Consider the following 15,792-nt stretch of genomic DNA (forward strand, 5'->3'; position numbering starts at 1 on the left):
ATGCCTGTCATCTCCCATCCGGCCGGCTCCCGGCTGGAAGCCGGTCCGCAGGGGAAACGCCCCCGCAAGGTGCTCTCGTCGCGCAATATCATCGTCTACGGTGCGCTTGGACTGGCGGCGCTCTATTATCTCGTGCCGCTCTACGTGATGGTCGTCACGTCGCTGAAGGGCATGCCGGAAATCCGCCTCGGCAACATCTTCTCGCCGCCGATGGAGATCACTTTCGAGCCCTGGGTGAAAGCCTGGGCGCAGGCCTGCACAGGCCTCAACTGCGACGGCCTTTCGCGCGGCTTCTGGAATTCGGTCCGCATCACCGTGCCCTCGGTGATCGTGTCGATCGCGATCGCCTCGGTGAACGGTTATGCGCTCGCCAACTGGCGGTTCAAGGGCTCGGAGATCTTCTTCACGATCCTGATCGTCGGCGCCTTCATCCCCTATCAGGTGATGATCTATCCGATCGTCATCATCCTGCGCGAAATCGGTCTCTACGGCTCGCTTTACGGCCTCATCCTGGTGCATTCGATCTTCGGCATGCCGATCCAGACGCTGCTGTTCCGCAACTATTTCGTCTCGCTGCCGGAGGAACTGTTCAAGGCGGCGCGCATCGACGGGGCAGGGTTCTGGCAGATCTATTTCCGGATCATGCTGCCGATGTCGCTGCCGATCTTCGTCGTCTCGATGATCCTGCAGACCACCGGCATCTGGAACGATTTTCTGTTCGGCGTGGTGTTCACCCGGCCGGATACCTATCCGATGACCGTGCAGCTCAACAACATCGTCAACTCGGTTCAGGGCGTGAAGGAATACAACGTCAACATGGCGGCGACGCTGTTGACGGGTGCGGTTCCGCTGATCGTCTATTTCGTTTCCGGCCGGCTTTTCGTCCGCGGCATCGCGGCCGGCGCAGTCAAAGGGTAAGCCTGATGCTCAACAATGTTTCCGCGCGCACTCAGAGCAGCGTTTCCATCCGCGACCTGTCGCTGTCCTTCGGCTCGGTGAAGGTTCTGGAAAACCTTAACCTCGACATCCAGGACGGCGAGTTCCTGGTCCTGCTCGGCTCGTCCGGCTGCGGCAAGTCCACGCTTTTGAACTGCATCGCCGGGCTTCTGGAGCCGACCGAGGGGCAGATCTTCATCAAGGACAAGAATGTCACCTGGGAAGAGCCCAAGGACCGCGGCATCGGCATGGTGTTCCAGTCCTATGCGCTCTATCCGCAGATGACGGTCGAAAAGAACCTCTCCTTCGGCCTGCGGGTCGCCAAGGTTCCGAAGGACGAGATCGACCGCCGCGTGGCGCGCGCCTCCGGCATCCTGCAGATCGAGCCGCTCCTCAAGCGCAAGCCCTCCGAACTCTCCGGCGGCCAGCGCCAGCGCGTCGCGATCGGTCGCGCCCTGGTGCGCGACGTCGATGTCTTCCTGTTCGACGAGCCGTTGTCGAACCTCGATGCGAAGCTGCGCTCGGAACTGCGCGTCGAGATCAAGCGGCTGCATCAGGCGCTGAAGAACACGATGATCTACGTCACCCACGACCAGATCGAGGCGCTGACGCTTGCCGACCGCATCGCCATCATGAAGAGCGGCGTCATCCAGCAGCTCGACGATCCGGTGACCATCTACAACCGGCCGAAGAACCGTTTCGTCGCCGGCTTCATCGGCTCGCCGTCGATGAATTTTTTGACCGGCGAACTGGCGGAGGAGGGTGATCGTACCGTCTTCAAGACCAATGGCATCAGCTTCTCGCTCGACGGTTATGATGCTTACGGGCCACTGAAGGGCGGACGTAAGGTCATCCTCGGCGTCCGTCCCGAACACATCAAGGTAGACGGCGACATCGGCGGCGGCGAAGTGCATGAGGCGGTGGTCGATATCGAGGAGCCCATGGGCGCCGACAACCTGCTCTGGCTGAAACATGCCGGCCACGTGATGTCGGTCCGCATCGGCGGGGCAAGGCGTTACGCCGTCGGCGCCAAGGTGCGCCTCGCCTTCGACATGAGCATGGCCTCGCTGTTCGACGCGGGAACGGAAGAGCGGATCTGATGTTTTCGCCGAGCCAGTTCGATGGGGGCCGACCACGCCCGAGTCGTCTGCCGTCGCGGCAGGCGGTACCCCCCTCTGGCCTGCAGGCCATCTCCCCCTCAAGGGGGGAGATTCCAAATGGCCGAACCATCACCCTACAGCCGCCCACACTGCTTGCAGGACTTACGATGAGGAGAGGCTCGCGTGCGCCCAGCCAATCTCCCCCCTTGAGGGGGAGATGTCCGGCAGGACAGAGGGGGGCCAGTACGGCACGTCGTAAATTTTGCGGACCGGTGCAATGACCACGTTCAACCTATCCGGCCCCTGGCAGCTCGCCTCTGCCGACGGAAGACATCGCACCGGGATGCCGGTACCGGGCGACGTGCACACCGCGCTGAAGACTGCCGGCATCATTCCGGATCCATATTTCGGCCGCAACGAGAACGATGTCCAATGGGTCGCGAATACGGACTGGGTGGTCGAACGCCAGTTCACGCTCGATGATCCGGCCGGCTCCTGGTATCTCGACATCACCTATCTCGATACGGTCGCGACCGCCTTCGTCAACGATATCCCGGTGCTGCAGGCGGACAACTGCTTTCGCCGTTACCGCCCGGACGTATCGAAGGCGCTCAAATCCGGCGAGAACACGATCCGCATCCTCTTCCGCTCCAGTATCGCCGAAGCTGCGGAGCGGCAGGCGCGCCAGCCATTCTATATTCCCTATTCCACGGGTAATTCACCGATCCCGAACGGCAACATGCTGCGTAAGCCGCAATGCCATTTCGGCTGGGACTGGAATATCGCGCTGGCGCCGATCGGCCTCTACGGCGAAATCTCGCTGAAGAAGCTCGAGGCCGCCCGCATCGAACACGTTGTCACCAGTCAGAGACATGAGGCCGGCGAAGTCGATCTCATCGTCACGGTTACGCTTTTTGCCGAAGGGCAGGGCGTGCTGCCGGTGTTCTTTTCGTTCGGCGACGAGCGGGTCCGGCTCGATTGTGGCGTGCGTGCCGGCGAGACGGTCATCAGCCACGTCTTCCATGTCGAGAACCCGAAACTCTGGTGGCCTTCGGGCAGCGGCGAACAGGCCCTGTACGAATTGAAGGTCGGCACCCCGACCGAATCCGTCACCCGCAAGATCGGTCTCAGGACCGTCGAACTGCTGACCGATCCCGACGAGGCCGGCAGCCGTTTCGCTTTTCGCATCAACGGTCGGGAAATCTTCTGCCGCGGCGCCAACTGGATCCCGGCCGACGCGCTGTTTTCCCTGTCGAGCCTGCAAAAGACCGAGGACCTGCTGCGCTCCGCCGTCGATGCCCATATGAACATGATCCGTGTCTGGGGCGGCGGCTTCTACGAGCAGGACTGGTTCTACGATCTCTGCGATCGGCTTGGCCTGATGGTCTGGCAGGATTTTCAGTTCGCCTGCAACCTCTATCCGTCTACGCCCGATTTCCTCGAAAACGTCGCGGCGGAAATCGATTATCAGGCCCGCAGGCTGATCTCGCATCCGTCCATCGTGCTCTGGTGCGGCGACAACGAACTGGTCGGCGCACTGACATGGTTTCCGGAATCGCGTGAGAACCGCGACCGTTACCTCGTCTCCTACGACAGATTGAACCGTGTCATCGAACAGGCGCTCGACAAGGCCGCGCCCGACGCCATCTGGTGGCCTTCGAGCCCCGCATCCGGCTATCTGGACTACGGCGATGCCTGGCATGCGGATGGTTCGGGCGACATGCACTACTGGTCGGTCTGGCATGAGAACAAGCCGTTCGACAACTATCGTTCGGTGCGGCCGCGCTTCTGCTCGGAATTCGGCTTCCAGTCCTATGCCTCGCTGCCGGTCGTCGCGACCTATGCCGCTGCCAAGGACATGAACATCGCCTCGCCGGTCATGGAGCACCACCAGAAGAATGCCGGCGGCAACGAGCGCATTGCCGGTACCATGTTCCGCAATTTCCGTTTCCCGGTCGATTTCGCCAATTTCGTCTATTTGAGCCAGGTGCAGCAGGGGCTGGCGATCAAGACCGCCGTCGATTTCTGGCGGTCGCTGAAACCGCATACGATGGGTGCGCTTTACTGGCAGCTCAACGACACCTGGCCGGTCGCCTCCTGGTCGAGCCTCGATTACGGCGGCAGCTGGAAGGCGCTGCATTATATGGCGCGGCGCTTCTTCCAGCCGGTCGCGATTGCCGCGATCCCATCGGATGATGGCCAGGAAATCCGCTTCTCGCTCGTCAACGACACGGCGCAAGATGTAGCGGTGACGCTCGATCTGTCGCTCCTCACGCTCACGGGCGAACGCACCGCGCTCCGGAGCGTCGAGGCCGCCTGTACGCCGGATGCGGCGGTGACCGTGCTGGCACTGCCTGCCGCGAAAATTCCGGATGGCACGATCCTCGCGTGGACCTTCACCGCATCGAACGGCATGGGCGGCGAGGGGCATCATGTCCCCGGCAGCTACAAGGCCTTGGAGCTCGAACCGGCAGGCCTCGAGCTTTCCGTGTCTCCGTCCGGTGACGGTGCCTTCGACCTCAGGATCACCGCCCAGGGGCTTGCCCTTTTCGTGCTGGTCGAGAGCGGCATGCCGGGACGTTATTCCGACAACGCCTTCGATCTCGCCGCCGGCGAAAGCCGCAGCATCCGTTTCACGCCCGCCGGACCGACGGACGCGACCCCGCAATTCCGCATCTACGACCTCTATTCCTGCCAGGCTTCTGGCTGAGGTCTCTATCAAGGAGGAACACCATGACGAAACTCGGTTTTCAGCTTTATTGCGCCCGCAATTTCCCGCCGCTTTCCGATGTCCTGAAGAAGGTCGCCCAGGCGGGTTATACCGAGGTGGAGGGTTTTGGCGGCATCTATGCGACGCTCGACGAGGCGGGCCTGAAGGCGCTCAAGGGTGATCTCGATGCCAACGGCCTGACCATGCCGACCGGCCATTTCGGCATCGATCTTCTCGAAAAGGAGCCGGAACAGGCGCTGCTGATCGCAAAGACGCTCGGCGTCCAGGCGATCTACTGCCCGCATCTGATGGCCGACCAGCGGCCGGCCGATGCCGCCGGATGGTTCGCCTTCGGACAGCGGCTGCAGAGTATCGGCAAGCGGTATTGGGATGCCGGCTACACATTCGGCTGGCATAACCATGACTTCGAGTTCAAGACGCTGGCGGATGGTTCGACGCCGCAGGAACAGCTTCTTGCCGGCGGGCCGGATCTTGCCTGGGAAGCGGACATCGCCTGGGTGATCCGCGGCGGTGCCGATCCGTTCGCCTGGATCGAGAGCTATGCCAAGCGGATCACCGCCGTCCACGTCAAGGACATCGCGCCGGCCGGCGAGAACAAGGATGAGGACGGCTGGGCCGATGTCGGCCATGGCACCGTCCCGTGGAAGGACCTGATGGCGGCGCTCAAGAAGACGTCCGCCAAGCACTACGTCCTCGAACACGACAATCCGAACGATCTCGACCGGCTGCTGACCCGCTCGATCGCCTCCTTCAAGACCTATTGATCACAGCATTTTTGGAGTTTTCCATGCCCAAGGAACTTGGCGTCGGCATCATGGGATGCGGCAATATTTCCACCACCTACTTCAAGCTGTCGCCGCTTTTCAAAGGCCTCAAGGTGCTCGCCTGCGCTGATATCAACGAGCAGGCGGCGGAAATGCGTGCCGAGGAATACGGCGTCAAGGCGCAGTCTATCGATGAACTGCTTGCCAATGACGAGCTCGACGTGATCGTCAACCTGACGATTCCGGCGGCGCATTTTGCCGTCTCCAAGGCGATCCTCGAAGCCGGCAAGCACGTCTATTCGGAAAAGCCGCTGGTCATCACGCTCGAAGAAGGCAAGGCGCTGCAGGCGCTCGCCAGAGAGAAAGGCCTGTCGGTCGGCTGCGCGCCGGACACCTTCCTCGGCGGCGCACACCAGCTTGCCCGCAAATATATCGACGAGGGCGGCGTCGGGCGCATCACCTCCGGCACCTGCCATGTGATGAGCCCCGGCATGGAAATGTGGCATCCCAATCCCGGCTTCTTCTTCCTGGAAGGCGGCGGGCCGATCCTCGATCTCGGGCCGTATTACATCGCCAACCTGATCAACCTGATCGGTCCGGTGAAGCGGGTCGGCGCACTCACCTCCATGGCGAGCCCGACGCGCGATGTCACCAGCGAGGGACCGTTCAAGGGACAATCGATCCCGGTCGAGACACCGACCAACATCCATGCGCTGCTCGAATTCGTCAGTGGCGCGACGATCACGCTGTCTGCCAGCTGGGATGTCTGGTCGCACCGCCATGCCAATATGGAGCTCTACGGCACCGAGGGTTCGATCTTCGTGCCCGACCCGAACTTCTTCGGCGGCACCGTCGAGGCGAGCGGCCGCAACAAGGATATCCGGCCTCTGGAGCCCTGGAACCATCCCTTTGGCATCGACAACCAGGAACATCCGCAGGGACCGCGCGCCAACTATCGCACGGCGGGTCTTGCGGACATGGCGATGGCGCTGATCGAAGGCCGCGATGCCCGCTGCTCGCTGGAACGCACGCTCCACGGCATCGACGTGATGGCCTCGATCCTGAAATCCGGTGAGGAAGGACGGTTCATCGAGCTTTCGACCACCTGCACCCAGCCGGCGGCACTCGGCATCGACGAGGCGCTGGCGCTTCTGCGCTGATCGGCTATGAATGCGGCGCGCACCCCTTGAGACATCGGTCGCGCCGCATTTCATTCGGAGGATTTCGATCATGACCTGGCAACCAGCGTCCAACCGCTACGAAACCATGAAATATAACCGCTGCGGCCGTTCGGGACTGAAGCTCCCGGCGATCTCGCTCGGCCTCTGGCACAATTTCGGCGACGACACGCCGCATGACCGCAAGGTCGCGATCGCCCGAAAGGCCTTCGACCTCGGCATCACCCATTTCGACCTCGCCAACAACTATGGCCCGTTGCCCGGCAGCGCCGAGACCGCGTTCGGCCAGATCCTGCGCGAGGATTTCAGGGGTTTTCGCGATGAACTGATCATCTCGTCGAAGGCCGGCTACAACATGTGGCCCGGCCCCTATGGCGAATGGGGCAGCCGCAAATACCTGGTCTCCTCCTGCGACCAGAGCCTGAAGCGCATGGGTCTCGATTATGTCGACATCTTCTATTCGCATCGCTTCGACCCGGACACGCCGCTTGAGGAGACCTGCGGCGCGCTCGATCATATCGTGCGCTCGGGCAGGGCGCTCTACGTCGGCATCTCGTCCTATAACTCGAAGCGCACCCAGGAGGCGGCAGCGATCCTCAAGGAATTGGGCACGCCCGTTCTCATCCACCAGCCGAGCTATTCGATGATCAACCGCTGGGTCGAGGAAGATGGCCTGCTCGACACGCTGGAAGACCTCGGCATCGGCTCGATCGTCTTTTCGCCGCTCGCGCAAGGCATGCTGACCTCAAAGTATCTCAGCGGCATTCCGGACGGCAGCCGCGCCGCGCAGGGCAAGTCGCTGCGCCCGGCCTTCCTCAACGACCGGAACATCGCCAACCTCAAGGCGCTCAACGCCATCGCCGAAAAGCGCGGCCAGACGCTGGCGCAGATGGCGCTTGCCTGGGTCCTGCGCGGCGGCCGGGTCACCACGGCGCTGATCGGCGCCAGCCGCCCGGAACAGGTCGAGGATTGCGTCAGGTCGCTCGATAATCTGGAGTTCACGGCAGCCGAGCTCGCCGAGATCGACACCTATGCCAAGGACGCCGACATCAACCTCTGGGCCAAGTCGGCCGAGCGGGCGGGGCCATCGCGTTGAGAAACTAAACTGGGGGCTGGAGCTGTCCCTCATCCCCCTGCCGGGACCTTCTCCCCGTAAAGCGGGGAGAAGGGTGTTGTGGCGAGGCGGTGCTCCAGCATCCTTCTCCCCGCTCGCGGGGAGAAGTTGGCGACAGCCGGATGAGGGGCATCCGGTGCATATCTTTTGGGAGGAGAACATGATCCACAACCCCATCCTGCCGGGCTTCAATCCCGATCCGTCCATCTGCCGCGTCGGCGAGGATTATTATATCGCCACCTCGACCTTCGAATGGTATCCCGGCGTCCAGATCCATCATTCTCGCGACCTGGCGAACTGGACGCTGGTACGCCGGCCGCTGGAGCGGGCGAGCCAGCTCGACATGCGCGGCAATCCCGACAGCTGCGGCATCTGGGCGCCATGCCTCTCCTATTCCGACGGGCTGTTTTTTCTCGTCTACACGGACGTCAAACGCTTCGACGGCAATTTCAAGGACGCGCACAATTACATCGTCACCTCGGCGACCATCGAAGGCGAGTGGTCCGATCCCATCTATGTCAATTCGTCCGGGTTCGATCCCTCGCTCTTCCATGACGACGACGGACGCAAGTGGTTCCTCAACATGCAGTGGAACCACCGCACCGAGAGCTACGGCGGCGCGCCGAAACACCCGGCATTCGACGGCATCCTGCTGCAGGAATGGGATTTTAAGGCGAGAGCGCTCAAAGGCCCGATTAAGAACATATTCGCCGGCAGTTCGCTCGGCCTGGTCGAGGGACCGCATGTGTTCAAGCGCAACGGCTGGTATTACCTTACCACCGCCGAGGGCGGCACCGGTTACGACCATGCCGTCACCATGGCCCGCTCACGCTCGATAGACGGCCCCTACGAGATGCATCCGCAGACGCATCTGATCACCTCGAAGGATCACCCGAAGGCCATTCTGCAACGCGCCGGCCACGGCCAGTATGTCGAGACGCCGGATGGTGCAGCATATCACACCCATCTCTGCGGCCGGCCGCTCGCCCCGCAACGCCGCTGCACGCTCGGCCGCGAGACGGCGCTGCAGAAGTGCATCTGGGAGGACGACTGGCTCTATCTCGCCCAGGGCGGTGTCGTGCCGGACGTCGATGTGCCGGCCCCGGGCGACGCCAGGCGCATCGAACAGCCCGCCCGCATAGAGCGCCTATTCGACGACGAGGTCCTGCCGCCGGAATTCCAGTGGCTGCGCACGCCGCATCCGGAACGCCTGTTCAGCCTCACCGAGCGTCCCGGCCAACTGCGCCTTTTCGGCCGCGAAAGCATCGGTTCCTGGTTCGAGCAATCGCTGGTCGCCCGCCGTCAGGAACATCATTCCTTCCGGGCGGAGACGGTGGTCGATTTCTCGCCCGACACCTATCAGCAGGTCGCGGGCCTGACCCACTATTACAATCGCCACAAGTTCCATTCGCTGGTGGTGACCCTGCACGAAAAGCTCGGCAGGGTCGTGACGATCTTTTCCTGTCCCGGCGATTTCCCCCATGGGCGCATGAGCTTTCCGGTGGGAAGCGGCGTTTCCGTCCCTCAGGGTCCGGTGCATCTCGCCATGGAGATCCGTGACAACGACCTGCAGTTCCTCTGGCGCGCCGGCGGCTCCAGCGACTGGCAGGCGCTCGGCCCCAAACTCGATGCCGGCGTCATCTCGGACGAGGGCGGCCGCGGCGAACACGGCTCGTTCACCGGCGCATTCGCCGGCATGTTTGCCTTCGACACCTCGGGGCGGGGAAAGGCGGCGGATTTCGATCACTTCGTTTATGAGGCACTGTAGTTTGAGCCCAATGCAATTCGTGTTATTTTGATGCCATGAAGAATGTGACGATCGCTCTCGATGACGAGGTCTATGAACTCGCTGCAGCCCGTGCCGCCGAGAAGAATACATCTGTGTCCTCGCTGATTGCTTCCCTGATCCGTCAGATGGAGGGCAAACGCCCCCTTAGTCCGGAGGAATTCCAGAGAAGCCTGGAACGCGAGGAAGAACTGCGCAAGCGGATTGTCGGTATCAGCGCCAAGGACAACCTTTCCCGCGACGAATTGCATAGAAGGCGCTGAAGGACGTGTCGGTATTTCTCGACACGAACATCCTCATCTATTCCATTTCATCCGATTCAACAGAATCCGCCAAACGGGAAAGAGCGGACGAGATTCTTCGACGTGAGGATTGCGTCATATCCGTTCAGGTGCTGCAAGAATTCTACGCCCAGATGACAAGGGCCAGCCGTCCCGGCGCGCTTGGTCACCAAACGGTACTGGAGTTGCTTCACGGCTGGCAGAGATTTCCAATCCAGGAGAATACGTTCGTAGTCCTTACGAGAGCCCTGGATATCGTCGAACGCTACCGCTTCTCCATTTGGGATAGCCTCATCATTGCGGCAGCACTTCTTGCAGAGTGCGAGATTTTGTTTTCCGAGGATTTGTCTCATGGTCAGCGGATCGAGAATTTGACGATCATCAATCCGTTCTTGTGAACAGCATCAAGCGGATTCAATTTCAAATATGCTAATACAGTAAATATTGAATCTGAGGAAATTAGCAGAACACATTAATTTCATTACGAAAATGTAATGCTTAAATTCAGATGGGGTTCATCATTCGGGTCCTAGTTTCCAGGCGTGGTCAACACGAGGAGACACCTGATGAAAAAGTTTTTTGCAATCCTTCTTTCCGCAACCGTGCTTTTCGCTCCGCTTGCCGCCCAGGCGCAGGATCGCCATTCCGGTCCGGACCGGAGCAGGACCGTGAACCGCACGGTGACGGTTCAGAAGAAGGTCGTGGTCGTGAAGCCGCGTTGGTCGAAGGGGCATCGCATGACGGCCGCCGAGCGTCGCCGCATGGCCGAGATCCGGGATTACCGCCGTTATCGCCTGTCGGCTCCGCCGCGCGGTTATCACTGGGTCAAAGTCGACAACGACTTCCTGCTGGTCGGCGTTGCAAGCGGCGTGATTTCGAGCTTCATCGCGGCTCGCTGAGAAAGATCGGCCTGCGGGGGTATTTGCCTTCCCTCCCGCAGGCCTCACACATTCGCCGCTATGCGACCGGCGATCGTGTTTCTCGGTGCCGATCTCAGGTCCCTTGCGACAGGCATTCCTTCATCGAGCGGGCAAGTCCCCGCATCAGCTCGAAATAAAGGCCGGGACCCGACTTCAGCGTCGCTGCTTCCGGATCGAGCGTGCCCGAGCGGGCAGGCGTGCCTTCGGTGACGACCGCCACAAGCTTCGGTTCGAACTGCGGTTCGGCGAAGACGCAGGTGGCGCCCACTTCCTTCACCTTCTTGCGGATTTGGTCCACGCGTTCGGCCCCGGGCATGGTCTCCGGGCTGACGGTGATCGACCCCGCGACGCTCACTCCATAACGATGCTCGAAATATTGATAGGCATCGTGGAAGACGATGAAGGGTTTGTCCTTGACCGGAGCGATCGTCGCCTTGAGCTCGATGTCGAGTGCGTCGAGGTCCTTCATCAGCGCGGCGCCGTTTGCCTGATAGGCGGCGGCATTCGCCGGGTCGGCACTGACCAGCGTCTTTTCGATTTCCGCCGTCATCGCCTTGGCATTCATCGGATCGAGCCAGAGATGCGTGTCGAAACCGCCGTGATCATGATGGTCATCGTCGTGGTCCGCATGGTCGTCGGCGGGTTTGTCATGGTCGCCATGTTGATGGTCGTCATGGTCTTTCGCTTCTCCGCCTTCATGCCCATCGTCATGGGCCTCGAAGGCGCCGCTCTCGCGGAAGCGCAGTTTTTGCAGTCCGGGTGCATCCTCCAGCTCAACCACCGTTGCCGAGGCCGCCAGCGCGTCCAGGGGCTTTTCGAGAAAGGCCTCGATCCCGGGGCCGACCCAGAAGATGACGTCGGCGCCTTCGATGGCGGCTGCATTGGAGGGTTTTAGCGAGAAAGTATGTGGCGAAGCGGCGCCATCGACGATCAGTTTCGGCTCGCCGACGCCCTTCATGATCGAGGCGACGAGCGAGTGGACCGGCTTGATCGAAACCACCACGTCCGGCGCTGCAAAGCCGGGGCCGGCGCCCACGGAAAACACCGCGGCGGAGAGGACGAAAATCGAAGCCGGCTTCATGTCGTATCCTTGCATTGCATCGTAATGTTATTACATCAATTGCGTTATGCTATAACGTGTGGCATAGCCACTGACAACAGGGAATCCGGAAAAACATGCTGATGTCCAATCGGGCTCGCGCCCCCAGAACCGAAAACCAGTTGGTATCGCTTGCCGATGCCGGCATCCGCCGGGATGGCCGATGGTTGGTGCGGGGCGTCGATTTCTCGATACGTCGCGGCGAGGTGGTGACGCTGATCGGCCCGAACGGCGCCGGCAAGTCCACGACCGCAAAGCTGGCGATCGGCGTGCTGCGCCCTGACGAAGGATCGGTGGCAAGATTGTCCGGCCTGCGCGTCGGCTATGTCCCGCAGAAACTGTCGATCGACTGGACCATGCCGCTCTCCGTGCGCCGGCTGATGCGGCTGACCGGCCCGCTTGACGACGCCGGTCTTCTGGCGGCGCTCGCATCGACCGGCATTTCCCACCTCATCGATGCCGAGGTCCGGCACCTCTCCGGCGGCGAGTTCCAGCGGGCGCTGCTTGCCCGGGCGATTGCCCGCAAGCCGGATCTGATGGTGCTCGACGAGCCGGTGCAGGGTGTCGATTTTGCCGGCGAGAGCGCGCTTTACGATCTGATCCGCTCGATCCGCAATTCCACCGGCTGCGGCATCCTGATGATCTCGCACGACCTGCATATGGTGATGGCCGGTACCGACACGGTCATCTGCCTCAACGGCCATGTCTGCTGCCGCGGCACGCCGGAAGTGGTGAGCCAGAGCGCAGACTACCTGAAACTCTTCGGCAATTCGCGGTCGCTGGCGGTCTACAACCATCATCACGATCACACGCATCTGCCGGACGGCCGGGTGATGCATGGCGACGGTTCGGTCACCGATCACTGCCATCCCGATGACGGGCACCATCATCAGGATGCACACGGCCATGCGCATGATCACGACCATTCACACCACCATCATGGCGTTCATGCCGAGGTGAAGGGAGAGGGCCGTGTTTGACGATTTTTTCACCCGCGCCCTTGTCGCCGGCATCGGTGTCGCATTGACGGCCGGGCCGCTCGGCTGTTTCGTCGTCTGGCGGCGGATGGCCTATTTCGGCGATACGATGGCGCATTCGGCACTGCTCGGCGTGGCGCTGTCGCTGTTCTTCCAGATCAACCTTTTGATCGCCGTCTTCGGCGTCGCCGTCGTCGTGTCATTGCTGCTTCTGGCGCTGCAACGGCGCCAGTCGCTGTCGGCGGACGCGCTGCTCGGCATCCTCTCCCATTCGGCTCTGGCGATCGGCCTCGTGCTCGTCGCCTTCATGACCTGGGTCAGGATCGACCTCATTGCCTTCCTGTTCGGCGATATCCTCGCCGTGACGCGCACCGATATCGCGCTCATCTGGGGCGGCGGGGTGCTGGTGCTGGCGGCGCTCGTCTGGCTCTGGCGGCCGCTGGTCGCCTCCACCGTCAGCGAGGACGTGGCGGAGGCGGAAGGCATGAAGCCGGCGCAGACGCGGCTGCTCTTCATGCTCCTGATGGCGCTGGTGATCGCCATCGCCATGAAGATCGTCGGCATCATGCTGATCACCGCGCTTCTGATCATCCCGGCGGCGACCGCCCGGCGGTTTTCGGCAAGCCCGGAACTGATGGCGGTGCTCGCCTCGGTGATCGGCGCGCTCGCCGTGATCGGCGGCCTGTTCGGCTCGCTGCACTACGATACGCCGTCCGGCCCTTCCATTGTGGTGGCGGCGCTCTTACTTTTCATACTAAGCCTGCTCCCGGCAGCGCGTAAAAACACGGCCGAGAAGGCCGGCAACCAAGGAGTGCGATGATGAACGCACCAGTCTCGACACCGACCTCCGCTCCGGCGCTGACCAAGAACCAGTCGCTCGTCTTCGACGTTCTGACCCGGTCCGATGCGCCGATGAGCGCCTATACGATCCTCGACCGGCTGCGCGACCACGGTTTTCGCGCGCCCCTTCAGGTCTACCGGGCGCTCGACAAGCTGCTGGAGTTCGGGATGGTGCATCGGCTCGAAAGCCTCAACGCCTTCGTCGCCTGCGCCCATCCGGAAAGCGAATGCTGCGGCAAGGGACATGGCCACGGGCACGGCACGGTCGCCTTTGCGATCTGCGAGAGTTGCGGTCATGTGTCGGAATTCCACGACCACGAGGTCGATCACCGCCTGAGCGACTGGGCGAAGGCGAAGAAATTCAAACCCGCCAAGACGACGATCGAAATCCGCGGGCTGTGCGGCGCCTGCGCCGCCTAAAGCAGCCGCAGGTCGCGAGCGAACCGCTTCCAGTTGGCGACGTAACGAACTGCCGACTGCTTCAGCTTCTCGACCGCCTCATCGTCGAGCACCCGCATGACCTTTGCGGGCGAGCCGACGATCAGCGAATTGTCGGGAAATTCCTTGCCTTCCGTCACCAGCGCATTGGCGCCAACCAGGCAGTTCCGGCCGATCTTGGCGCCATTGAGGATCGTCGCCCCCATGCCGACCAGCGAATTGTCGCCGATCCTGCAGCCGTGGATGATCGCGTGGTGGCCGATCGTACAGTTTTCACCCAATGTCACCGGATAGCGCGGATCGGTGTGGATCATCACGCCTTCCTGGATGTTGGTCCCCGCACCCACCACGATCGGCTCGTTGTCGCCGCGCAGCACCGAGCCGAACCAGATGCCGACATCCTCGCCGAGTTCGACCTTGCCGATGATGGTCGCATCCGGCGCCAGCCAGAAGCGGTCGGGGCCGGGCGTTTTCGGTTCGAATTCTCCGAGTGCATAGATGGGCATGGTTTCCTCCCTGGCCGGCTTCGTCAGGCGACCGTGAGCGACAGCTTTCCGACGCCCTCGATGCCGCAGGTGACCTTGTCGCCACGCACCACCGCGCCGACGCCGGCGGGAGTGCCCGTCATGATCACGTCGCCGGGGGCGAGCACGAACAGTTTCGACAGTTCGGCGATGATCTCCGGCAGTTTCCAGATCAGTTGATTGAGATCGCCGGACTGCTTGCGAGCGCCGTTGACGTCGAGCCAGACGCCGCCTGCCGACGGATGGCCGATCTTCGCGGCCGGGACCAGGGCCGAGACGGGAGCCGATTTCTCGAAGGCTTTGGCGGCCTCCCACGGGCGGCTCATTTTCTTGGCCACGTCCTGCAGGTCGCGGCGGGTGAAGTCGATGCCGACGGCATAGCCGTAGACCCTGGACAACGCGTCCTCGACCGGAATATCGGCGCCGCCGCCGGACAGGGCCACGACCAGTTCCACTTCGTGATGGACGCTGGAGGAAAGCGGCGGGTAGGGAAAGGTTTCGCCGTTATAGATGTTGTCGGCATTCTTCTGGAAAAAGAACGGCGGCTCGCGCGACGGATCGCCGCCCATCTCGATCGCGTGGTCGGCATAGTTGCGGCCGACGCAATAGACCCGGCGCACCGGGAATTGTTCCGCGACGCCCTCGATGTCGAGAAGGACGGTTTCGGGAGCGGGGATCACGGTCGCGAGCATGGAAGGCATCCTGGAAAACTGCGGGGCACGGGGCCGATAAAGACGGTGCCCTTTGTCTCCCAATTTACCGGTTAATCCTAGCACTTTTTCGAGGCAGCAAGAAAAGTCGGCGAAGGATGGACCGCGCGCTTTCGCAATCGACGCCGGCCTTCAGCAATGGTATTCCGGCGTGAGGTGGCCTGACCTTCTGACTTCGCAAGACGACACTCATGAAGCGTAATTTCAACCCATGATGGTTCATGCTAGGCTGTTTCAGTGATTCGTTTATTAGTCGTCCGGGCCGTTCCGCGACCTCTCTCGTCACGAAGAGTGCCATGGATCCGGGGCATTGAGGCGGCTTCACGAACCCAAACGGAATTACAACGGCTGAGCTGAGGGGCTCATTGTACAAAGCGTTAGGTTCCCAAGCCGG

At 61.8% G+C, this 15,792-nt stretch carries 16 protein-coding genes; 13 read left to right on the plus strand and 3 right to left on the minus strand.

The window, feature by feature from the left end; genetic code table 11:
• The 10 genes from ACSQ8R_RS08690 (at position 1) to ACSQ8R_RS08735 (ending at position 10,789) form a co-directional block, all read left to right on the plus strand.
• Positions 1-918 carry a carbohydrate ABC transporter permease gene (locus tag ACSQ8R_RS08690; RefSeq protein ID WP_436255419.1) on the plus strand — a complete coding sequence of 306 codons (918 nt, stop codon included), beginning with the start codon at positions 1-3 and terminating at the stop codon, positions 916-918.
• Positions 919-923: 5 nt separating this feature from the next.
• Entirely contained in the window at positions 924-2,036 is a 1,113-nt protein-coding gene (locus tag ACSQ8R_RS08695; protein ID WP_436252969.1) for an ABC transporter ATP-binding protein, read from the plus strand.
• Positions 2,037-2,313: 277 nt separating this feature from the next.
• Positions 2,314-4,746, plus strand: coding sequence for a beta-mannosidase (locus tag ACSQ8R_RS08700; RefSeq protein WP_436252970.1), 2,433 nt, complete (start codon positions 2,314-2,316; stop codon positions 4,744-4,746).
• 23 nt (positions 4,747-4,769) lie between these two features.
• Complete coding sequence (locus ACSQ8R_RS08705; protein ID WP_436252971.1) at positions 4,770-5,531, plus strand: sugar phosphate isomerase/epimerase family protein; 762 nt, start codon at positions 4,770-4,772, stop codon at positions 5,529-5,531.
• A 23-nt stretch (positions 5,532-5,554) separates the two neighbouring features.
• Positions 5,555-6,691, plus strand: a complete 1,137-nt coding sequence (locus ACSQ8R_RS08710; RefSeq protein WP_436252972.1) for a Gfo/Idh/MocA family protein — start codon at positions 5,555-5,557, stop codon at positions 6,689-6,691.
• 70 nt (positions 6,692-6,761) lie between these two features.
• Entirely contained in the window at positions 6,762-7,805 is a 1,044-nt protein-coding gene (mgrA, locus tag ACSQ8R_RS08715; RefSeq protein WP_436252973.1) for an L-glyceraldehyde 3-phosphate reductase, read from the plus strand.
• Positions 7,806-7,983: 178 nt separating this feature from the next.
• The gene (locus tag ACSQ8R_RS08720) at positions 7,984-9,591 is read left to right on the plus strand and encodes a glycoside hydrolase family 43 protein (protein ID WP_436252974.1); all 1,608 of its coding nucleotides are present in this window, start codon (positions 7,984-7,986) and stop codon (positions 9,589-9,591) included.
• A 35-nt stretch (positions 9,592-9,626) separates the two neighbouring features.
• On the plus strand, positions 9,627-9,872 hold the full coding sequence (locus tag ACSQ8R_RS08725) for a hypothetical protein (protein ID WP_436252975.1): 246 nt from the start codon (positions 9,627-9,629) through the stop codon (positions 9,870-9,872).
• Positions 9,873-9,877: 5 nt separating this feature from the next.
• On the plus strand, positions 9,878-10,288 hold the full coding sequence (locus ACSQ8R_RS08730; RefSeq protein WP_436252976.1) for a PIN domain-containing protein: 411 nt from the start codon (positions 9,878-9,880) through the stop codon (positions 10,286-10,288).
• A 168-nt stretch (positions 10,289-10,456) separates the two neighbouring features.
• Positions 10,457-10,789: an RcnB family protein gene (locus tag ACSQ8R_RS08735; protein WP_436252977.1), complete on the plus strand. Its 333-nt coding sequence runs from the start codon at positions 10,457-10,459 to the stop codon at positions 10,787-10,789.
• A gap of 94 nt (positions 10,790-10,883) precedes the next feature.
• Here the strand turns inward: ACSQ8R_RS08735 and ACSQ8R_RS08740 are convergent, their stop codons facing one another.
• Positions 10,884-11,891 carry a zinc ABC transporter substrate-binding protein gene (locus ACSQ8R_RS08740; RefSeq protein ID WP_436252978.1) on the minus strand — a complete coding sequence of 336 codons (1,008 nt, stop codon included), beginning with the start codon at positions 11,889-11,891 and terminating at the stop codon, positions 10,884-10,886.
• Between the two features lie 95 nt (positions 11,892-11,986).
• On the opposite strand from ACSQ8R_RS08740, the gene ACSQ8R_RS08745 reads away from it, so the two are divergent.
• From ACSQ8R_RS08745 to ACSQ8R_RS08755, 3 genes are read left to right on the plus strand one after another with little or no spacing between them, the layout of a single operon-like run.
• Entirely contained in the window at positions 11,987-12,889 is a 903-nt protein-coding gene (locus ACSQ8R_RS08745; protein ID WP_436252979.1) for an ATP-binding cassette domain-containing protein, read from the plus strand.
• Positions 12,882-13,706: a zinc ABC transporter permease subunit ZnuB gene (gene znuB / locus ACSQ8R_RS08750; protein ID WP_436252980.1), complete on the plus strand. Its 825-nt coding sequence runs from the start codon at positions 12,882-12,884 to the stop codon at positions 13,704-13,706. The genes ACSQ8R_RS08745 and znuB overlap by 8 nt, the downstream gene beginning before the upstream one ends.
• Complete coding sequence (locus tag ACSQ8R_RS08755; RefSeq protein WP_436255420.1) at positions 13,706-14,146, plus strand: Fur family transcriptional regulator; 441 nt, start codon at positions 13,706-13,708, stop codon at positions 14,144-14,146. Before znuB ends, ACSQ8R_RS08755 begins: the two co-directional genes overlap by 1 nt.
• Here the strand turns inward: ACSQ8R_RS08755 and ACSQ8R_RS08760 are convergent.
• Both ACSQ8R_RS08760 and ACSQ8R_RS08765 read right to left on the minus strand, forming a co-directional pair.
• Positions 14,143-14,670, minus strand: coding sequence for a gamma carbonic anhydrase family protein (locus tag ACSQ8R_RS08760; RefSeq protein ID WP_436252981.1), 528 nt, complete (start codon positions 14,668-14,670; stop codon positions 14,143-14,145). The genes ACSQ8R_RS08755 and ACSQ8R_RS08760 overlap by 4 nt on opposite strands.
• Positions 14,671-14,693: 23 nt before the next feature.
• The gene (locus ACSQ8R_RS08765; RefSeq protein ID WP_436252982.1) at positions 14,694-15,380 is read right to left on the minus strand and encodes a fumarylacetoacetate hydrolase family protein; all 687 of its coding nucleotides are present in this window, start codon (positions 15,378-15,380) and stop codon (positions 14,694-14,696) included.
• Between the last annotated feature and the right edge of the window lie 412 nt (positions 15,381-15,792).

Origin of the sequence: Neorhizobium sp. LjRoot104, assembly GCF_964253725.1 — a bacterium.
Classification (GTDB): Bacteria; Pseudomonadota; Alphaproteobacteria; order Rhizobiales; family Rhizobiaceae; genus Neorhizobium.